General features: G+C 29.7%; 24 protein-coding genes. 19 read left to right on the top strand and 5 right to left on the bottom strand.

All coding sequences use genetic code 11. The annotated features are described in order from the left end of the window. Window positions 1–31: 31 nt before the first annotated feature. Window positions 32–463 carry a PH domain-containing protein gene (locus H0I32_RS03140; protein WP_179314049.1) on the bottom strand — a complete coding sequence of 144 codons (432 nt, stop codon included), beginning with the start codon at window positions 461–463 and terminating at the stop codon, window positions 32–34. A gap of 167 nt (window positions 464–630) precedes the next feature. Between H0I32_RS03140 and H0I32_RS03135 the strand changes: the two genes are divergently transcribed. The 6 genes from H0I32_RS03135 to H0I32_RS03110 are packed head-to-tail and all read left to right on the top strand — an operon-like array spanning window position 631 to window position 4,546. After that, on the top strand, window positions 631–1,053 hold the full coding sequence (locus tag H0I32_RS03135) for a DUF2141 domain-containing protein (protein WP_179314048.1): 423 nt from the start codon (window positions 631–633) through the stop codon (window positions 1,051–1,053). A gap of 18 nt (window positions 1,054–1,071) precedes the next feature. Next, window positions 1,072–1,695, top strand: a complete 624-nt coding sequence (locus H0I32_RS03130) for a hypothetical protein (protein WP_179314047.1) — start codon at window positions 1,072–1,074, stop codon at window positions 1,693–1,695. Window positions 1,696–1,701: 6 nt separating this feature from the next. After that, window positions 1,702–3,054 carry a histidine kinase gene (locus H0I32_RS03125; RefSeq protein ID WP_179314046.1) on the top strand — a complete coding sequence of 451 codons (1,353 nt, stop codon included), beginning with the start codon at window positions 1,702–1,704 and terminating at the stop codon, window positions 3,052–3,054. An 11-nt stretch (window positions 3,055–3,065) separates the two neighbouring features. Further along, on the top strand, window positions 3,066–3,386 hold the full coding sequence (locus H0I32_RS03120) for a 2TM domain-containing protein (protein ID WP_173586710.1): 321 nt from the start codon (window positions 3,066–3,068) through the stop codon (window positions 3,384–3,386). Between the two features lie 11 nt (window positions 3,387–3,397). Continuing rightward, on the top strand, window positions 3,398–3,748 hold the full coding sequence (locus tag H0I32_RS03115) for a 2TM domain-containing protein (protein WP_173586711.1): 351 nt from the start codon (window positions 3,398–3,400) through the stop codon (window positions 3,746–3,748). A 42-nt stretch (window positions 3,749–3,790) separates the two neighbouring features. Next, window positions 3,791–4,546, top strand: a complete 756-nt coding sequence (locus tag H0I32_RS03110) for a LytR/AlgR family response regulator transcription factor (RefSeq protein ID WP_173586712.1) — start codon at window positions 3,791–3,793, stop codon at window positions 4,544–4,546. Window positions 4,547–4,548: 2 nt separating this feature from the next. Here H0I32_RS03110 and H0I32_RS03105 read toward each other — a convergent pair whose 3' ends face one another. Beyond that, window positions 4,549–5,727, bottom strand: coding sequence for an LETM1-related biofilm-associated protein (locus tag H0I32_RS03105; RefSeq protein ID WP_173586713.1), 1,179 nt, complete (start codon window positions 5,725–5,727; stop codon window positions 4,549–4,551). A gap of 147 nt (window positions 5,728–5,874) precedes the next feature. Here H0I32_RS03105 and H0I32_RS03100 point away from each other — a divergent pair, with 147 nt between their 5' ends. The 13 genes from H0I32_RS03100 (at window position 5,875) to H0I32_RS03040 (ending at window position 17,217) form a co-directional block, all read left to right on the top strand. After that, the gene (locus H0I32_RS03100; protein ID WP_179314045.1) at window positions 5,875–6,453 is read left to right on the top strand and encodes an RNA polymerase sigma factor; all 579 of its coding nucleotides are present in this window, start codon (window positions 5,875–5,877) and stop codon (window positions 6,451–6,453) included. A gap of 39 nt (window positions 6,454–6,492) precedes the next feature. Then, the gene (locus H0I32_RS03095) at window positions 6,493–6,807 is read left to right on the top strand and encodes a hypothetical protein (RefSeq protein ID WP_173586715.1); all 315 of its coding nucleotides are present in this window, start codon (window positions 6,493–6,495) and stop codon (window positions 6,805–6,807) included. A gap of 2 nt (window positions 6,808–6,809) precedes the next feature. Continuing rightward, window positions 6,810–7,316 (top strand): hypothetical protein, encoded by a 507-nt coding sequence (locus H0I32_RS03090; protein ID WP_179314044.1) that lies wholly within the window; start codon window positions 6,810–6,812, stop codon window positions 7,314–7,316. 129 nt (window positions 7,317–7,445) lie between these two features. Continuing rightward, entirely contained in the window at window positions 7,446–7,724 is a 279-nt protein-coding gene (locus H0I32_RS03085) for an EF-hand domain-containing protein (RefSeq protein WP_179314043.1), read from the top strand. A 111-nt stretch (window positions 7,725–7,835) separates the two neighbouring features. Then, on the top strand, window positions 7,836–8,588 hold the full coding sequence (locus H0I32_RS03080; protein ID WP_179314042.1) for a hypothetical protein: 753 nt from the start codon (window positions 7,836–7,838) through the stop codon (window positions 8,586–8,588). A gap of 84 nt (window positions 8,589–8,672) precedes the next feature. Next, complete coding sequence (locus H0I32_RS03075; RefSeq protein WP_179314041.1) at window positions 8,673–9,710, top strand: YHYH protein; 1,038 nt, start codon at window positions 8,673–8,675, stop codon at window positions 9,708–9,710. Continuing rightward, complete coding sequence (locus H0I32_RS03070; protein WP_179314040.1) at window positions 9,700–10,359, top strand: DUF6702 family protein; 660 nt, start codon at window positions 9,700–9,702, stop codon at window positions 10,357–10,359. The genes H0I32_RS03075 and H0I32_RS03070 overlap by 11 nt, the downstream gene beginning before the upstream one ends. A gap of 460 nt (window positions 10,360–10,819) precedes the next feature. After that, the gene (locus H0I32_RS03065; RefSeq protein ID WP_179314039.1) at window positions 10,820–13,153 is read left to right on the top strand and encodes a CotH kinase family protein; all 2,334 of its coding nucleotides are present in this window, start codon (window positions 10,820–10,822) and stop codon (window positions 13,151–13,153) included. A 112-nt stretch (window positions 13,154–13,265) separates the two neighbouring features. After that, window positions 13,266–13,784 (top strand): hypothetical protein, encoded by a 519-nt coding sequence (locus H0I32_RS03060; protein WP_179314038.1) that lies wholly within the window; start codon window positions 13,266–13,268, stop codon window positions 13,782–13,784. A gap of 191 nt (window positions 13,785–13,975) precedes the next feature. After that, window positions 13,976–14,737, top strand: coding sequence for a YHYH protein (locus tag H0I32_RS03055; RefSeq protein ID WP_173586724.1), 762 nt, complete (start codon window positions 13,976–13,978; stop codon window positions 14,735–14,737). A gap of 2 nt (window positions 14,738–14,739) precedes the next feature. Further along, a complete protein-coding gene (locus tag H0I32_RS03050; protein ID WP_179314037.1) occupies window positions 14,740–15,360 on the top strand; it encodes a toxin-antitoxin system YwqK family antitoxin in 621 nt (206 codons plus the stop codon). Beyond that, entirely contained in the window at window positions 15,335–16,033 is a 699-nt protein-coding gene (locus tag H0I32_RS03045) for an SCO family protein (RefSeq protein ID WP_179314036.1), read from the top strand. Before H0I32_RS03050 ends, H0I32_RS03045 begins: the two co-directional genes overlap by 26 nt. Before the next feature lie 95 nt (window positions 16,034–16,128). Beyond that, window positions 16,129–17,217 carry a WD40/YVTN/BNR-like repeat-containing protein gene (locus H0I32_RS03040; protein WP_179314035.1) on the top strand — a complete coding sequence of 363 codons (1,089 nt, stop codon included), beginning with the start codon at window positions 16,129–16,131 and terminating at the stop codon, window positions 17,215–17,217. A gap of 64 nt (window positions 17,218–17,281) precedes the next feature. Here the strand turns inward: H0I32_RS03040 and H0I32_RS03035 are convergent, their stop codons facing one another. From H0I32_RS03035 to H0I32_RS03025, 3 genes are all read right to left on the bottom strand, one after another. Next, window positions 17,282–17,725 (bottom strand): sensor of ECF-type sigma factor, encoded by a 444-nt coding sequence (locus H0I32_RS03035; RefSeq protein WP_179314034.1) that lies wholly within the window; start codon window positions 17,723–17,725, stop codon window positions 17,282–17,284. A gap of 33 nt (window positions 17,726–17,758) precedes the next feature. Next, window positions 17,759–18,265, bottom strand: coding sequence for a hypothetical protein (locus tag H0I32_RS03030; protein ID WP_173586729.1), 507 nt, complete (start codon window positions 18,263–18,265; stop codon window positions 17,759–17,761). 82 nt (window positions 18,266–18,347) lie between these two features. Further along, the gene (locus H0I32_RS03025; RefSeq protein WP_179314033.1) at window positions 18,348–18,890 is read right to left on the bottom strand and encodes an RNA polymerase sigma factor; all 543 of its coding nucleotides are present in this window, start codon (window positions 18,888–18,890) and stop codon (window positions 18,348–18,350) included. Window positions 18,891–19,080 lie beyond the last annotated feature (190 nt).

Raw genomic sequence — 19,080 nt, 5'->3', positions numbered from 1 at the left:
TTGCTATTATAAAATGTTTTAGGTATTGGATTTATTCAGTGATTTTTATGTTACTGTTTAACTTCAATATTTTTTTTATAAAAGTTTCATTTGTTTTTGGGCTGATATAAATTTCATCGTATTTATTATACTTTATGATTAAACCATTTCTAGAAGTTGCTGGTTTTAATCCTACCCAAAGTGTTTTTCCTTTTATAATTTGAGTAATGTCTTCAATCTTTATTTGTCCTTTTAAAGGTCCACATTTATATATCAGTCCGTCTTGTTTTGTTAACTTATAGTTAGTCCCGAAAAATAACCAGAAGATTAGAATCACGACTCCAAAAATCACTATTAATGGCCAATATTCCTGTTGCTTTATTTCTCCGTTAATAAGTCCTATAACTATAATTGTAATAAAAAAAGCATTTAAGCCCAGTATAATTACGCTGAATAGCATGTCTTTTTTACTTTCAAATTTCATTCTGTTTAATTAATAGGTTAGGTTATTAAAAATACTAATATAATAAATTAGGAATAGTATTATTTTTAAAAAGGAACAGTTCATCTTCTAAAAATTACATTTCAGTAAATTTCGTTTTAAAATCGATGTGATGTATTCGATATTTGTATCAAACAAAACCAACAATCATGAATATACTCGTAAAAATGACTACTATTTTAATTATCTGTTTTTTAAGCTTTCCAATAGAAGCTCAAGATAATCTAACTATTACTATAATTGTAGATGAGGCTGCTAGCAATGATGGAAAAATGTTTATCGCACTCTACAATACAGAAACTGATTTTTTAAAAAAACCTTTTAAAAATTCAATAAGTGTTATTGAAAATAACTCTAGTACGGTTGTTTTTAATAATATTCCTCAAGGAACTTATGGTATTTCTGTTTTTCATGATGAAAATGATAACGGAATAATGGATACTAATTTTATGCACATTCCTAAAGAAGCTTATGGATGCTCAAATGATGCTAAGGGATTTATGGGGCCACCAAAATGGTCGGATGCTAAATTTCAGATGAAGGAAAATAAGACTGTAAACATATCTATTTAACCTTATAAAAATCTTATTATGAAAACGATAATTACCACTTTATTATTTATACTAACTACAGTAACACAAGCACAAACCGATTTTGAAAAAGGAATGGCAAAGGCTTTTAAACTTTGGGAACAAGGAGAAACAGACAAAGCAGAAAATATGTTTGAGCGTATAGCAAAAGCAGAACCTAAAGAATGGTTGCCTGATTATTACATTGCTCAGATTAATAGTTTAAAAAGCTGGGGAGAAAAAGATGAAGTAGTCTTAAAAGCACAGTTAGATAAAGCACAAAAACATTTAGACGATGCAATGCTTAAAAGTGAAAATAACGCAGAATTATTGGTGATGCAAGCTCACATTTTAACCAATTGGGTGGCTTTTGATGGTATGACTTATGGTATGAAGTATAGTGCGAAAATATCTGAATTGTATGCGAAAGCAAGCGCTATAGATGCTACAAACCCAAGAGTAGCTTTTGGTAAAGCGGAATGGGGAATGGGAAGCGCAAAATACTTTGGTAAAGACATCGCCCCTTATTGTAAAGAGATTGAAGCTTCTGTTAAACTTTTTGATACCTTTAATCCAAAGAGTGCACTTCATCCAAACTGGGGTAAAGAACGTGCAATAGCTGTATCAAAGCAATGTAAAGCTTAATAGCATATGAAAAAGTCATTAAAAAAAATATTTTTAACGTTCGGAATTGGGACTGTGGTTTATGTTGTAGGGAATTTAATTTCGTCAGGATTTCAATATCAAACGATTAATGACTTTTTAATTGACTTTGGTTTTTATCAACTTTATGCCTTTGTTTTAGGATATTCAAATATGGCATTTTTCGCCTATATGGGAAGTCGTGAATGGAAAACTGATGATACCATAAAACGTTTAATTTATGGAATTATAGGAAGTACAACACTTACGCTAATTGGCTTGTTCTTTATAAGAGTTTTTACAGCGACCGTGATTTATGATCTAGAGTTAAAGTCGTTTTTAAGCCGTGAATCTTGGCGAGGCTATTCTTTTGGTTTATGGGTTACCATAGTTATAGTTACTGTTTTTCATTTGGTTTATTATTATAATCGCTATCAGAAAAATAAAATTAAAGAGCAAAAGGTTATCGCAGGTACGGCAAGTGCCAAATTTGATGCTTTAAAAAACCAATTAGATCCACATTTTTTATTTAATAGTTTAAATGTATTAACGAGTTTAATTGAAGAAAATCCAGTTAATGCTCAGAAATTTACAACATCATTATCTAAGGTTTATCGCTATGTTTTAGAGCAAAAAAGTAAAGAATTAGTTACTGTAGATGAAGAATTAAAATTTGCAAGAACCTATATGTCGCTTTTAAAAATGCGATTTGAAGATAGTATCATTTTTGAAATTCCAGATAAAGCATCCAATCCAGAAAATAAAGTTGTACCCCTCTCATTACAATTACTTTTAGAAAATGCGGTAAAGCACAATATGGTAACGTCTACTAAACCATTACATATCATAATTTATGAAGACGGAAATCATTTAGTGGTAATGAATAACCTTCAACTTAAACAAATTGTAAAAAAGAGTAGTGGTGTTGGATTAGAAAATATTAAGCAACGTTATGCTTTATTAACCAATAGAAAAGTACAAATTAATCAAAGAGAAAAAGATTTTGCAGTAGCTATACCTATGCTAAAAAAACAAGTTACAGTTATGAGAAGTATAGAAAAATCGCGAGTACGTATTAATGACCATTATGTAAAAGCTCGTAAGCGTGTAGAAGAGTTAAAAGCTTTTTACTACAGTTTAGTGTCTTATTGTTTAGTTATTCCTTTTTTAATTTTTATTTGGTACAAATACTCTTATTATACCATTCAATGGTTTTGGTTCCCGATGGCAGGTTGGGGAATTGGTTTAGCATTTCAAGCTTATAAAATTTTTGTAAATGATGGAGCTTTCGGTTCTAAATGGGAAGAACGAAAAATTGAAGAATACCTGCGTAAAGAAGAGGAAACTAAACGTTGGAATTAATTTATTGAATTATGAAAATAGATAACTCAGATTTAAAATATTTGAAAGCAAAGAAGAAAGTTGAAAAACTAAAAGCTTTCTACACACATCTTTCGGTTTATTTTATTGTTAATACGTCTATTTCTGGTATTAAGATTATAAGTTATATGAACAATGGAAAAAGTTTTATGGAAGCTTTTTTTGAATTATCTACCTCAATGTCATGGTTAATTTGGGGAGTTGCCATTGTGTTGCATGGCCTTTCTGCATTTGACATTTTGGTGTTTTTTGGTGAAGAATGGAGAGAGCGAAAAATTAAAAAGTTGATGGATGATGAATTGTCTAATAATTAAAAAGAAATAATATGGAAAAGTATCATATAGAGTCTGATATAGAAAATGATGTTAGTATCAATTCTGATTTCAGAAAAGAAGAGGCTTATTTAAGAGCAAAGAAAAAAGTAGATGCTATAGTTGGTTTTTACTGGCATTTGGTAAGTTATGTAGTGGTAAATTTGTTTTTAATTATACTAATTGGTGTAAATTCAGAAGAAGGATTTACAGGTTTTGGAACTTATGCTACCGCAATTTTTTGGGGAATTGGGTTATTCTTTCATTTTTTAGGAGTTTTTGGTCCAGATTTCTTTTTTGGAACCAGTTGGGAACAACGAAAAATTGATGAGTTTATGCACAAAGAAGAACAGAACTGGGAATAAAAATCTTTACGACTCAATAAAGAATAATATAATTTAAAGCATATGAATGTAATTATTATAGAAGACGAAAAACCATCTGCAAGACGTTTGCAGCGTATGTTAAAAGCTTTAGATATAGAAGCAGAAACGATGTTGCATTCTGTAGAGGAATCTGTAGAATGGTTTAATAACAATGAACATCCCGATTTAATTTTCTTAGACATTCAATTGAGTGATGGATTATCTTTTGAGATTTTTGAAACTATAGATATTAAGTCGGCCGTAATTTTTACAACAGCTTATGACGAATATGCTTTACAAGCTTTTAAACTCAATAGTATAGATTATTTATTAAAACCAATTGACGACGATGATTTAGCTACTGCTGTAGAAAAGTATAAAGTAAGATTACCGCAAAAAAAATCTGTTACACTGGACTTTAATGATATTAAAAACCTGCTTATTAATCCGATTGAACGAGAATATAAAAAACGTTTCTCAGTTAAAGTAGGGCAACATTTAAAACTTATTAATATAGAAGATATCGAATGCATTTATAGTGAAAATAAAGGAACCTATGCTTTTACTAATGAAGGAAGAAACTATCTTTTAGATGTTACTTTAGACCAATTAGAAAAAGAATTAGAACCAGATGTTTTTTTTAGAATCAGTAGAAAATTCTATGTAAATATTAATGCTATTAAAGATATGGTAAGTTACACCAATTCTAGATTACAAATAAAACTAAATCGTTTTAATGAGCAAGATATTATTGTGGCAAGAGAACGTGTTAAAGATTTTAAAACCTGGTTAGAATAAGTTTATTTCTTATCGTCTATTCTATTATCATCAAAAGCAGAAGGCAATAGAGTAGGAATAAATTTAATAAATAAAGGTAAAAGTAACATGCCGCCTGGTAACATAAAAATGGCTAAACTTGGTATGGATTTAAAAATATCCATAAGTTGTGTCTGAATTTTTTTCTGCTCTTCGTCTGTTAAGTTACGTTGTGTAGATTGTGTTAATAAATACAAAGCCTCTTTGCTTTCCGATAATTCTTTAATTAATCGTTTGCTATTTCTTCTTATAAGTTTAAAAACAACCTTTGTACTATTGTCGTAAAAACTTTGTGCTAAATTTTTAGAACTTAAAAAAGCAACATCATGTTTATGCTCGTCGTAGAATAGATTTATATCATTTATAGATTTTACAATGACCGTGTTTTCTACATTTAAATCTATTTTTAATTGGTCTAAAAAGTTTTGCTCTTCTTTATCTATAATCTTGTCTGTCCAAGATGCCATACAAACTAAGTCTATGACATATAATTTTTCTAAAGGCTCATTTATAACCGAAATAGCATCTTTATAAGTTAAGATTTCTGCATTTTTATGACGAATAGAGCTTTCAAATAATCGAATAAGGTTATCGTCATATTCAGATTTTTGAGACTTATTCTCTATAGCAGCAAAAACAATAGTTTCTAGAGCAAATTCAAGATTAGTTACATAATCTCTAACACCTTTTTCATCTTTTAAAAAACGATGGTAACCTAATACATCAACAAATAAAAGTGCGTTAATTAAAAAATAATTAAAACTCTTTGAAATAAAATTGTCATCAATATGTATCCGCTTATGAATAATTTTCTCAAGTAAGCTGTCCGGTCTTTTATCGCTAAATAAATCTTCAAAAAACGATCGTTTTTGGTCACTTATCGTTTTGTAATATCTAATAAGGCTATCCGTAAATTGCTCTTCTGGTGGTTGTTCCTTATTGTAAATAAAGTAAAAGGTAAGTAGTAAATTAGTTTTACAGCGTTCTTCTTCTGTAAGCGTAAAGGTTTTAGCGATATCTAAAACCACTTTAATATTACTGCCATATATAAATCCTGCACGCTTAAGGCTTCTATAAAATGTGTCATTCTCTGTCTGAGAGTACTTTGTTTCAGAAACTTGATTAAGCAGTTTTTTTATCCAGCCGCTAGCTGATGGATTCATAATAGAATATTTTAAAAATTCAAAGTTAAATTTTTATAACGGAATATCATGAATTTATTTCATTAACAAAATTCAAGTAAAACATAGGTTATTTTTTTACTAATTGTATATAAACTAAATTAGCGGCTTATTAATTTAAATTATTCTTTGAAAGAAACAGAATTTATACAAGAACTAAAGTTAAAAAGCCCCAAGGCTTATAGTCAGCTTTTAGATGATTATCAGCATAAGGTTTTTAGTACTTGTATTTCATTTGTGCCTAATAGGGAAGATGCAGAAGACATTGCACAAGATGTTTTTGTTGAGGTTTTTAATTCAATTAAAAAATTTAAAGGTGACTCTAAGTTGTCTACTTGGATTTATAGAATTGCCACTAATAAATGTTTAGAATTTATTAGAAAGAAGAATACAAAGAAACGTTTTGCTTTTTTGCAGTCTATAACAGGAAATGCTATTCCTATAGATAAAACAGATTATTTTACAGAGATGAATCACCCAGGAATTTTGCTAGAGAACAAAGAGTTAAATGCAACGCTGTTTAAAGCTATAAATAATTTACCAGAAAGTCAGATTGTAATATTTACCTTACATAAAATAGATGGTAAAAGTTATCAGGAAGTCGCCGATATAACAGGTAAAAGTCTATCTTCTGTAGAGTCTTTAATGTTTAGAGCTAAAAAGAATTTACAGAAAATTTTAGAAATTTATTATAAAAATGAACATTAGCACAAGTTTTATGAAGCTTTTGCATCTAAAGATATAATTATGAAACCTAATGTTGAAATGTATAAAAAAGTAAAAGCCACTTTTGATTCTATAGAATCGATTGAAAAGGCTAAAGTATCTCCTTTTTTTAAAGAAAATGTGATGCATCAAATCCGTAATGCTTCCCAAGATGTACAAGATAAAACTTGGTCATGGTTTACACCACAATTACAATTAGCAACACTAGTTTGTATTATTATTTTAAATGTATTAGCATTTAATAATCTTAAAGAAAATACTTACGATAATAATGTTACTAGTTTTGCTGAATCTTATGGATTATCTACAAGTACAGAATCTACTTTATTAAATTAATTATGAAGAAAAATGTAATTTTATATATACTACTGATTTTTTTAATTGTGGTTAATGTGTTTTTTTTATTTACATATATAGGAAGTCAAAATGATAGATTACCAAGAGAACCACAAGGAAATAAAGATTTTATTGTAAAAGAATTAGGCTTTAATGATGAACAAATAGCAAAATTTAAAGCGAATAATGTAGGGCATCATGAAAAAATAATGAAGCTGTCCGATGATGTAAAAGGTTTAAAAGATTTACTTTTTGATAAATTATCTGATGTTGATGTTCAGGAATCTTCAATAGATTCTATTACGTCATTAATTTCTGAAAAAGAAAAAGAAAAAGCTAAAGAAGTATTTTATCATTTTAAAATGATTCAGGAATTATCTACTGATAAACAAAAAGAAAAGTTTAAAACTATCATAATAGATGCACTTCGTCAAGGAGAACAAGGGCAACAACGACCTCCAATAAGAGAAGGAGAAGAACATAGACCTCCACCTCCAAATAGACAATAACTAATTAAAGTTATATAAAAAGACCTTCAATATTTTGAAGGTCTTTTTTTGTGTTTTATTTAACAAAGGTGAGTACAAGTTTAAAAGTATAAGTGCATCTAAACTTATATAACATTAAAAATATTCAACATGAAAAGTATCACATTTAAAACAGTAGTATTAGTATTTGGTTTAGTCGGATTTTCAAATTTAACTTATGGACAGGGAGAAAGAAAAAAGCCAACATTTGCAGAGTTATTAAAAGAAATGGACGCCAATGAAGACGGAAAACTTTCAGAAGCAGAAGTAAAAGGACCTTTAAAAGATGGGTTCTCTGATATCGATACAGATGAAGATGGTTTTATTTCAGAAGAAGAATTTAAAAATGCACCAAAACCTGAACGTAAAGGAAGAGGTAGAGATAAGTAAGAATAATTTGATTGGTTAATTGTTTTGATTATGAAAGGCTTCGTGAGAAATTATGAAGCTTTTTTTTACAATGAAAATGACTATAAGCATCAAAATTTAATGCATTAAGGTATGAGATTATTCAGGAAAGTTAGAAAAAAATTACTAGACTCAGGAAAAATAAAAAGTTATCTAGTTTATGCGCTTGGGGAGATATTATTAATCGTTATAGGTGTTTTAATAGCATGGAAAATCAATAATCTAAATGAATTAAGAAAAAATAGAATTGTAGAGTTGAAAATTTATCAATCACTTAACGAAGAATTAAATGCAAATCTTATTCTTTTAGATGCTTCAATAGCGAGTTATAATAAAAATGTAGAAAGTATACAGAATACCATAGATATTATAATGAGAGATCAACTTGGGGAAATAGATGAAGATGATAAATTAGAGATTATTAATGTTAATTATCACCCAATACAACTTCATAGTGGAGCCATAAATTCAGTTAATACAACTAATAAATTCGAATTTATTGAAGGTGTTTTACTAAAAGATTTAATTGCAGCTTACCCTAATGAATTGGATGCTTTTGAAAATCAAGAATCAAAAATAGAAAACATTATCGTTAGCAGATTACAACCTGCTATAGAAAAACATATTTCCTTAATTGATATTATTTCTAAACGGGAATTAAAAAGCAATAATTATCAGATGCTTTCTCTAGGATCTAATTATACTAACTTACTTAAAAGTAGGGAGTATCAAAATTGTTTAGTGGATAGATTATTACAAACGGAAATTCAATTATTGAATGCTAAAAGCTTGAAAAACAAAACAAAAACAATGGCATTTAGGTTAGGAAAAGCATTAGGAGATTAACAGATTATATTTTTATTTCAATTTAATCACAAGTTTATAAAAAGGTTCGCATCTAAAATAATATAATCACTAAAAAAATAGAATATGAGAAATGTAGAAATAAATCAAATTTTTATAAAGCCTGTAGCAATACTAAGTGTGTTATTATTGCTTTTTATGGCTTGTAGTTCAGATGATGATAGTACTGATACATCAGAAGGTACAGATGATTCAGATAGTTCAGTTGTAAATGTAAATACATCTTATTTTACTACAGAAGATGAGTCAGTTATCATAACAATTGTTCCCTGTACTTTATCTGATGGTACAGTTACAGATTGTTACCAAGTTGTAACAAGTAGTTTACCAACAGATCACAACATGGGGCCATGGTGTCCAGATAATATTAGCGATGATGCAGAAGCTGGTGGTATTTGGTTAGAAGATGGTGAGGTACATGATGTAGATGGTGCTTTTATTGAAAATTTAGCAACTTTTTACAACGATGATAATTGGATGATGTATGATGGAAATGGTGATATTTATATTACTGAATCTGAAGAAGATTGTATAAATGCGGCTAACCCAGATGTAGGAGAAGAATATGAGAACTTTTGTGTAGAATGTCTTCCTGCTTATATCTCAGATTTAACACAGACTTGGTTAATTCCAATAACACCAGTATTACAAGATACTTCACTGTTTTTTACTACTGAAGGTGGTGGGGCAGTTGGTCCTGGTGGTCCAGGGGAAGTTATAGAGTCAGTGCCTTCCACTCGAGGTATCGCTTTAAACGGTATTGAATTTTCGGCACCTGCACCAACAGACAATATTCTTTCAGCTTACACCATTGCTCCCTTTGATGATGCTGGTGGACATATAAATGTTCATCAAGGTTATCACTATCATGCAGCAACAGGTTTCAGTACAAAGGTTGAGCAAGAAGATGGTCACGCCGCATTAATAGGTTATGCTTTAGACGGAATTGGTATTTACGAATTAGAAGATGAGGACGGTAATGAAGCTATAGATTTAGATGAATTACGTGGACATACTGATGAGGCACGTGGGTATCATTATCATGTAGACGAAGCTGGAAACAACAATTTTATTAATGGACTAAAAGGTGCTTATGCTATTTAAAAATAATTGTATAAGTAGATATTTCTTCTTAATAATAATAGGAGGGGTGATGTTTTTTTCGACATCAATACAAGCACATCAACCAGAAATTTCTACAACAATGTTAGTAGAAAATAATAATGATACTTGGGCATTACAAATAAGTGCATCATTAACGGCTTTTCAACATGAAATTAGAAAGTATTATGCTGAGGTACCATATAAAACGCCAGAAGAGTTTCAAGAAATGGTTCTTGAGCATATTAAAAATAATCTAAAAATAGAATTCAACGGTAATAAAACGGTAACGCTAAGCCATGGTATAGTGAAACTAGGACATGAGACTAAAGTTATTTTTGAAGTTTTAGGTGTTCCTGAAAATATAGAATCTGTTTTGGTTGAAAATGAATCATTTAAGGATATTTATAATAATAAAAGTGCCTTAATAATTTTGAAAGAGGGTTTTAGTAAAGAAAATTTTGTTTTAACGAAGGATAATAATCATGTATTAAAATTAGAAGTAGACGGAAATAAATTTGTACGTGTGGATGAGAGAATAATAAGTTCATCGTCTTTAAACGTAATCTTAATTTTAGCTGTTGTTTGCACTTTTGGGTTACTAGTTCACAGCATGAAACAAAGAAGAAAATTAAAGGAAACTCACAATTAATTATGTTTAATATGAAGAGAGAAAGAATACTCAAAGAATTTTATTTCATAGGAATAGTATTATCTAGATTCATTTTTTTTTGGCATGTAGTAGAGATGATAGTTCTGAAGAAACAGATGTAACAGCAAATGAGGGTATTGCTGAGTCCTTTTTTAATACATCATCCTCATCCTCACCATTGGAGTTTCTATTAATGGAAATCCACTATTTGTAGCAAACCAAGAATTCAATAATGTGTATTTTTTTAAATTATATATGTTAAAATGGATGTTAGAAAAGTATTTCCATCACACAAACTATAAGGTATTAAAATATTGTTTAAGTTTATTAATTGTTTCATTAAGGCTTCGTGAGAAATTACGAAGCCTTTTTTTGTTTTTATTTAACATTTTATGCAAGTTTTATTCTGTAAACGCATCTAAAGTTATATCACTGAAAAACAATTCAAAAATGATAAATAATGAAAAAAACAATTACACTTTTAACAATCTTGTTTCTTACAATAAATTTGTTTTCACAAGAATTATATGATATTAACACCATTCAAACTATAGAGATCGAATTTGCAGAAAGCAATTGGGATGCTTTACTAGATGCAGAAAAAGCGGGTGATAATAATTATACAGAAGCTACATCCGTAACGATTAATGGAACTGTATTTAACCAAGTAGGAGTAAAATATAAGGGGAATAGCTCTTACAGTTCTAGCCAAGTTAAAAACCCTTTTCATATTGAGTTAGATACTTATGTAGATCAGGATTACCAGGGGTATACAGATATTAAACTAGCAAATGGTTTTGCAGATCCTTCATTTGTTAGAGAAACAGTGGCTTATAATATAGTTAATCAGTATATGGATGCTCCACAGGCTAATTATGCTAATGTTTATGTTAATGGAACTTTAATTGGTTTATATACTAATACGGAAGCTATTTCTAAGAAGTTTGTAAATAAACATTTTAACTCTAATGATAATGCCTTTTTTAGTTGTAGTCCACCAGATGGAGCAGGGCCAACGACAACCACTTTACCTAATTTAGAATATTTAGGGACAAGTTACACCAGTTATGATGATGCTTATGAAATTAAATCAGATGACGACGATGATGAATCAGTTGCACTTGCACATTGGGATAATTTAATAGAACTCACAAATATTTTAAGCAACGACATAGATAATATTGAAAATGTTTTAGATGTCGATAATGCAATTTGGATGTTAGCTTTTGATAATGTAATGGTAAATTTAGACAGTTATATAGGTCAGTTTAAACAAAACTATTATTTGTATAAAGATAATAATGGTCAGTTTAAGCCTGTAGTTTGGGATTTAAACATGTCTTTCGGAACATTTGCTATGACAGGAGAAACTAGTACTAGTGGACCAGGAGGTCCAGGCGGACCAGGAAGTTCTACAGGAACCTTAAGTTCAACTACAGAAAAAGCAGAATTAGATCATTTACTACATGACGATGATGATAGTAATTTCCCTCTTATTTCAAAATTGCTAGCGATACCAAAATACAAAAGAATGTATTTAGCACATTATAAAACTATTTTAACAGAAAACATAAGTAACTCAAATTACTTAACCTTAGCTAACGATTATCAAGCAATTGTTACGGAAGCTGTTACAGCAGATACTAATAAATTTTATACAGATGCTCAGTTTACAGGAAATATAAATACAGACTATTCTGTAGATGGTAATACCGCATGTGGTTTAACCAACTTAATGTCTGCTAGAAGTTCTTATTTATTATCGCAATCAGATTTTACAAATACACAGCCAACAATAAGTGCTGTAGAAACTTCTAATGAGACTCCAATAATAGGAGATACGGTAACAATTACAGCAAATGTTACCGATGAGAATACTGTTTATATAGGTTACAGAACAGACGAAACATTGCCTTTTACAAAATTAGAAATGTATGATGATGGTGCACACAATGATGGTACGTCTGGTGATGGAGTATACGGTTTAGATATCGTTGTAGAGACTGCTAATCTTCAATATTATATTTATGCTGAAAACTCAAATATTGGGGCTTTTTCACCTGCAAGAGCAGAGTATGAATTCTACAGTATTGAAGGAACCTACACAACAATAGCTGTTGGTGATTTAGTGATTAATGAAATTATGGCCTCTAATGAAACGACTGCAGTTGATCAAGATGGCGAATATGACGATTGGTTAGAGCTATACAATAATAGTTCTGAAACTTTAAGCTTAGATAATTTGTACTTATCCGATGATTCAGATGAATTATTAACTTGGGCATTCCCTTCAGGGTTAACAATAGAGCCTGATAGTTATTTAATTGTTTGGTGTGATAAAGATGATGATCAAGAAGGTTTACATGCAGATGTGAAATTTTCTTCAGGTGGAGAAAGTGCTATTTTATCTTATGATGATGGTACAATAATAGAAAATATAATATTCGGTGAACAAACGGATGATATGGGGTATGCTCGTGTACCTAATGGAACAGGAGATTTTGTAATTCAAGAACCAACCTTCGGGGAGAATAATGAATCACTCTCTGTAGATGAGGTTTTATTTAACAATGGACTTAAAGTTTATCCTAATCCGACATCTAATTATTTAGAAATTCAAAATTCAAATTATACAATAGAGTCAGTTACGGTTTATAATTTACAAGGGCAACAGTTGTATAATAATAGCTATGCTAATGAAAATACAATTTCTCTTGATTTTTCATCGTTCTCAAAAGGATTATATATGGTTGTAGTGAATAAAATAGCCGTTATCAAAATTGCAAGGAATTAAACAATTGATATATTCTTAATTAATAAAAAGCTTCATGATACAGTCATGAAGCTTTTTTTGTGCCTAACGCAAGTTTGTTTTAAAGAAAACATCTAAAGATAAAATAGATATTATGAAAACAAACAAATTAAAAAATACGCTAGGGATTTTATCAATACTATTATGCAGTTCTGCTTTTGCACAAGGACCAGGCGGAAGAGGTGGTAGACAGGGTGGAGGACCCCCAGAAGGAGGAAAACCAGATGCTTCTAAAATTATTGAAATGTTAGATACAAACGGTGATGATAAAATTGATATAGATGAAGCCGCAAAAGATGAACGCGGTAAGATTTCTGAAGATTTTAGTAAAATAGATGCTGATGGTTTTATTAATCTTGAAGAGTTAGAAGCTGCATTAGATAATACAAAACCAAAACCGGTATCAGCTGAAAAAATCTTAGCAGAAGTAGATCAAGATGAAGATGGTCTTTTAAATGAATTAGAAGTCGCAGCAAAAGACAAGCGTGATCTTATGGCTAATTTTAGTGATATTGATGTTAATGGAGATTCACAATTAGATTTAGAAGAATTAGAAGCTTTTTATTCTAAAGATGATGACGTTGATAGAAAAAAAAGAAGAGACAAGCATTAATAATAGATAATCAGTTTAGCTATTTCTAAGGATTAATTATACTACAGGTATTGTAACTGTTTATTAGATTTATAGAGCTTTATTGATACTGAAAGTAAAATAAAATTTAGTTTGATGCGCAAGTTTTATTTTGTAATCTCATCTAAATTTTCAGAGAATTAAACAAACAAAAAAAATAAAAAAAAACGACTATGAGAAATTTATTAAAATTATTAGGTTTGATTGTACTGGTCTTTTCGTTAAATATTGCTTGTTCAAGTGATGATAGTACTGAAGATTCAGTAGCAGGTACAGATGATACGGATGATGAAATTGTAACAGAACTTCACGCCGCATTTTATGCTTTTAATACGGATGCTACTACAATTTATTTAGACGGTTCTAATGTTGTTATTGAAACAACAGGTTTACCAGATCACGAAACTGTTTATTGGGGAGAAGGAAATGATTTATATATTAATGAACCAACTGTTGAGGTTACACCAAGTATAATGTCTAGTAACAATAATGCTGTTACTATAACTGTAGACGCAACCCCTAATTTAACAGGGAGTTCAGTATCTACAACTTTTGATACTATAGGGATTGCAGTAAGTGGAGCATCTATTTTTAATGACCAAGAAGGCGCAGGAGATCTAGATGAGGCTGCAGCAAGTTTAGATTGGACAGGTGGTCATATTGGTCCAGGTGTATATCATTATCACTTAGAACCAAAAGCATTTAGTAACGATGATGATAATTTGGTAGGTATCTTATTAGATGGTGTTTTTCTATATGGAAGACAATGTTCTTCAACAGGAACATATCCAACAGATTTAGACACATCAGGTGGTCATACTTCTACAACAGAATACACAGATGGTGAAGAAGAATATCATTATCATATTATAAATGAAGTTTATTCAACAACAGGTTCTTATTTAGCATTTGCAGGGCCATTTCAAGGTTATTAATCATGAGGATATCATTTTTATTAGTTGTTTTTTTTATAACTTTTGGGAGTTGTAAGGAGTCTTCAGAAGATTTAAATTCTGAAAATTCCGCAATTCCAAAAGAAAGAATATTTCTTATTAAAAATGTTGAAGTAAAAAAATCAGATCTTGTTTTAAATCCGTTAGAAGGTGTTTGGTATTATAATGATGAACCTTATAATGGGTATTCATTAAAATTTCATAAAAATAATACGCCTGAAGAAAAATTAGGTTTTTATAATGGTAAAAGAGAAGGAGTTGCCAAAACGTGGTCGGCAAACGGAGTATTACGTGTAGCTTCTAATTATAGTCAGAACAAATTAGTTGGTGATTATAAAAGTTACTGGGAAAATGGTAATGTTGCTTTACATGTAAATTATGTAGATGGGAAAAAAGAAGGAGAAGAAAAACAATTTTATCCAAATGGAGAAATTTCTAAACTACGTTGGTTAGAACGTGGTAAGGAAAGTGGTTTACAGAAAGCATGGTTGCCAAACGGAAAACTTTATGTGAATTACGAAGCCAAAAATGGAAGAGTTTTTGGGTTAATGCGTGCTAACGCTTGTTATAAATTAGAAAATGAAAAAGTTGTTAAAAAGAAATAAGTTAACTTTAGTTTTGCTATCTCTGATGTTTATTACAATAAGCTGTAATGAAGTAAATAAGAATAGGGTAAAAGAAGAAGTTGAAGAAGTAAGTAGGGTAGATTACTTACCTTATTACAATGAAGAATCATTTACACCTCATTGGTTAGTGCCAGAAAGTGAGGAAGAGAAATCTTTTCATAAAATAAAAGATTTCAAATTAGTGAATCAGCTAGGCGAAACGGTAACGCAAGAAACATTTAAAGATAAGATTTATATTACAGATTTCTTTTTTACAAGCTGCCCAGGGATTTGCCCTCAAATGACTGGAAACATGTTTAGTTTGCAAGAGGAATTTAAAGAGGATGATGAGATCTTATTTCTGTCACACTCTGTGACGCCAACAAGAGATTCTGTACCTGTTTTAAAACAATATGCAGAAAAATTTGGTGTAATAGATCATAAATGGCATTTGGTAACAGGTGCTAAATTTGATATTTATAATTTAGGGAGGTCTCAATATTTTATTGAAAATGATCTAGATGAACCTAAAAGTATAGATGACTTTTTACACACTGAAAACTTCTTACTTATAGATAAGAATAAACATATTAGAGGTATTTATAATGGCCTCAATAGAGCTTCTATGCAGCAGTTAATTATTGATGCAAAAGCATTAAAAGAAGAAGGTTAAAATGAATTAATTAGAATTGTTTATAAATTGTTTTTTTGAAAAGGCTTTACGATTATATCGTGAAGCTTTTCTATTTTTATAAAAAATTAAACTTAATGAGATTACTAATCATTTGCTTATTATTACTTGCTTTAGGAGCTTGTAAAGCTAAAATAACACAAAAACCAAAAAGTTTTAATAACGTTGAAATTGTTCACTTGGTAGAAGACAGTACTTTGAATATAAGAGCCCTTGAAATTTTAGATTCCTTGGGTCCTATATACTTAACTTCTAAAGGAGAATTAGGAATGTTGTTTCAAAATAAAGTTCTTCAATCAGTAGATTCTTTAGATACTAATCTAGTTCCATATTATAAGCTAAACCTAACTACAGATTCACTTCAACTTAATTTTAGAGCCTTAGCAGTTAATGAAAAGAATGGTTTCGGAATTACAGTAGGGAATCCTGCACTTTTATATAAGCTAAATGCAGATTTAGAAAAAAATAAAATAGTATATCAAGAAAATCATCCTAATGTTTTTTACGATGCTATGGATTTCTGGAATGAACAAGAAGGTATTGCTATTGGTGACCCAACAGACGGTTGTATGAGTATCATTATTACTAGAGATGGAGGAGAAAATTGGACAAAAATGAGTTGTAATAATTTGCCAAGTATTAAAGATGGTGAAGCTGCTTTTGCAGCAAGTGATACTAATATTGCCATTGTAGGAGATGAAACCTGGGTGGCTACAGGAGGTAAAACAAGTAGAGTAATGTACTCACCAGACAAAGGAATCACTTGGCGTGTTTTTGATACGCCTATTGTTCAAGGAAAAGAAACAACAGGTATTTATTCTATTGATTTTTATGATGAAAATAATGGTTTTGCTATCGGAGGAGATTATACAAATCCCGAAGCAAATTCGGCTAACAAAATAAGAACGACAACAGGTGGAGTTACATGGCAGGTTGTTTCAGATAATGAAGGTCCTGGTTATAGAAGTTGTGTGCAATATATCCCTAATAGTGACGGCAATGAGTTAGTTGCTGTTGGCTTTAACGGAATTGATTATAGTGCCGATTTTGGTAATACCTGGAAACATCTTAGCGATGAAGGGTTTTATACCATTAGATTTCTAAATGATTCTACAGCATATGCAGCAGGAAAAGGAAGAGTTAGTAAATTGATTTTTACAAAATAAAAAGGAAGCTATTACAGCTTCCTTTTTTTAATATATTAAGGGGTATTAATCTATATTAGTAGGGTTAATCGTTAGAATGGCGTTTTTTATATTCATCAAACATCTTTTGTCTGAAAGAATGTTCTGCTTGGTAGAGCTTAATTATTTTTTTAGCAGGAAGAATACTTAATAATTCTTTTAAGTATTTAGATTTCAAATCTGTCTTTTGTTTTTCAAATTTTTCAATATCAAGTAAAAGAGTTTTAGCTTCCGATTCAGAAAGATCATCAGAATTTTTTTCTTTACGTCTAGCGATAGACTTTTCTCTTAATTCATTTTCTGCATTTTCATTTGCATTATATATAGGCCAAAATTTTTGAGCTTCAGTTTTAGTGAAATCTAATTTTTCTGTAATATGAGCTATTTTTAATGTTTTAATTTTTTCTCTATCAAATTTTTGCGCAAATAAGCTTATAGAAAAAAGTAAGAATAGAATAACAGTAAATGTCATTCTGTTCTGTGAATTCAATAGGTGATTTTTATTTGAAATATTCATAGTGTATTATTCAAAAATTAGGTCTTCAGGTTCTATATTTTCAAAATATTGATCTAGTGTTTCTTCTGAAATGTTTAAATCAATAAAATCAGTTTCCGAAATGTCTTCAGTTACAAATAAAGATGCAAAATCTTCATTAGTATATTCTTCTTGGTATAGATAGCCTTCAATAATAGCAGTATCTAAGCTGTTAAATGAAATATTATTTTTAGTGTTAAATACTAAGCTAAAGAATAATAAAAAACTAGCAGCAATACCAGCAACATAATAAAATGAGCGTTTAGTTTTTAATGAGATAACAGGTGTTTCAGTATCCGTTTTAAGCTTTTCTAAAATAGTATTATCTACAGTATCAAAATAATCATTTGGTAACTCAAAACCAGGATTCTCTATACCTTTAAAAGTTTTTTTCTCTTTTAAACGGTCTAAAAAATTAGTTTCGAAAGACTCAAAATAATGATCCGGAGTCTTTAAACCTGTAGATTTAATATGATGTAAATTTTTATCTTTCATTTTATGCTGAACTTGTTTCAGTATATGTTCTACGCTTTTAGAAATTTCATTTATCTATTAGACTTCAAATTTCCTAAATGGTTTAATTTGAGGTTAAAAAAGCTTCAATTTTTTTAGCTGCAATATGATAAGAGGCTTTTAAAGCCCCTTCGCTAGTTTCTAAAATTTCGGCAATATCTTTATATTTTAAATCATCAAAATAGCGCATATTAAAGACTAACTGTTGCTTTTCCGGTAACGTCGCTATCGCTTTTTGTAATTTAAGTTGAATGGCATCACCTTCAAAATAAACATCAGCTGTTAAGTTATTAATAGCCTTGTCTTGATATTCTTCATTAGTAATTTGTAATCGTTTTGCATTTTTGTTTAACAATGTAATAGATTCATTTGTAGCTATACGGTACATCCAAGAAAATAATTTACTTTCTCCTTTAAATTTATCTATGCTTCTATAAATTTTAATAAATGAGTTTTGAAGCACATCATCTGCATCATCATGATTGAGAACAATTTTACGAATATGCCAATAGAGTCGCTCTTTATAAAGTTGTAACAACTCTCTAAATGCAGCTTCTTTAGACTTGGGGTCTTTTAGACGTAATATGAAATCCGATTCGCTATTCAATTAATCTACTTTAGTATTTAGACGTTCTAATGTCTTAAAGGTTTAATGATGATCTAAAATAATTTAATTACATTCATTTTGCTTTTGTTGATTTTCAGTGTTTTAAAATGTATTTAACCGACAAAAAGTATATAAAATCGATGAAATGTATTTATTTTCTTGTGGGATAACTAATTTTATTATATGTTTG

This window comes from Winogradskyella sp. HaHa_3_26 (assembly GCF_019278425.1).
Lineage (GTDB): Bacteria > Bacteroidota > Bacteroidia > Flavobacteriales > Flavobacteriaceae > Winogradskyella > Winogradskyella undariae.
Note: the sequence above shows the minus strand (reverse complement) of the source record. Positions and strands in the feature narration are given on the sequence as shown.

Bases quoted from the DNA above. Each gene is read 5' to 3' on its own strand.
- H0I32_RS03095 (WP_173586715.1), top strand. From the start codon at position 6,493: ATGAAACCTAATGTTGAAATGTATAAAAAAGTAAAAGCCACTTTTGAT.
- H0I32_RS03065 (WP_179314039.1), top strand. From the start codon at position 10,820: ATGAAAAAAACAATTACACTTTTAACAATCTTGTTTCTTACAATAAAT.
- H0I32_RS03060 (WP_179314038.1), top strand. From the start codon at position 13,266: ATGAAAACAAACAAATTAAAAAATACGCTAGGGATTTTATCAATACTA.
- H0I32_RS03045 (WP_179314036.1), top strand. From the start codon at position 15,335: ATGAAAAAGTTGTTAAAAAGAAATAAGTTAACTTTAGTTTTGCTATCT.
- H0I32_RS03140 (WP_179314049.1), bottom strand. From the start codon at position 463: ATGAAATTTGAAAGTAAAAAAGACATGCTATTCAGCGTAATTATACTG.
- H0I32_RS03075 (WP_179314041.1), top strand. From the start codon at position 8,673: ATGAGAAATGTAGAAATAAATCAAATTTTTATAAAGCCTGTAGCAATA.
- H0I32_RS03105 (WP_173586713.1), bottom strand. From the start codon at position 5,727: ATGAATCCATCAGCTAGCGGCTGGATAAAAAAACTGCTTAATCAAGTT.
- H0I32_RS03070 (WP_179314040.1), top strand. From the start codon at position 9,700: ATGCTATTTAAAAATAATTGTATAAGTAGATATTTCTTCTTAATAATA.
- H0I32_RS03085 (WP_179314043.1), top strand. From the start codon at position 7,446: ATGAAAAGTATCACATTTAAAACAGTAGTATTAGTATTTGGTTTAGTC.
- H0I32_RS03090 (WP_179314044.1), top strand. From the start codon at position 6,810: ATGAAGAAAAATGTAATTTTATATATACTACTGATTTTTTTAATTGTG.
- H0I32_RS03040 (WP_179314035.1), top strand. From the start codon at position 16,129: ATGAGATTACTAATCATTTGCTTATTATTACTTGCTTTAGGAGCTTGT.
- H0I32_RS03050 (WP_179314037.1), top strand. From the start codon at position 14,740: ATGAGGATATCATTTTTATTAGTTGTTTTTTTTATAACTTTTGGGAGT.
- H0I32_RS03030 (WP_173586729.1), bottom strand. From the start codon at position 18,265: ATGAAAGATAAAAATTTACATCATATTAAATCTACAGGTTTAAAGACT.
- H0I32_RS03110 (WP_173586712.1), top strand. From the start codon at position 3,791: ATGAATGTAATTATTATAGAAGACGAAAAACCATCTGCAAGACGTTTG.
- H0I32_RS03125 (WP_179314046.1), top strand. From the start codon at position 1,702: ATGAAAAAGTCATTAAAAAAAATATTTTTAACGTTCGGAATTGGGACT.
- H0I32_RS03055 (WP_173586724.1), top strand. From the start codon at position 13,976: ATGAGAAATTTATTAAAATTATTAGGTTTGATTGTACTGGTCTTTTCG.
- H0I32_RS03115 (WP_173586711.1), top strand. From the start codon at position 3,398: ATGGAAAAGTATCATATAGAGTCTGATATAGAAAATGATGTTAGTATC.
- H0I32_RS03120 (WP_173586710.1), top strand. From the start codon at position 3,066: ATGAAAATAGATAACTCAGATTTAAAATATTTGAAAGCAAAGAAGAAA.
- H0I32_RS03135 (WP_179314048.1), top strand. From the start codon at position 631: ATGAATATACTCGTAAAAATGACTACTATTTTAATTATCTGTTTTTTA.
- H0I32_RS03080 (WP_179314042.1), top strand. From the start codon at position 7,836: ATGAGATTATTCAGGAAAGTTAGAAAAAAATTACTAGACTCAGGAAAA.
- H0I32_RS03130 (WP_179314047.1), top strand. From the start codon at position 1,072: ATGAAAACGATAATTACCACTTTATTATTTATACTAACTACAGTAACA.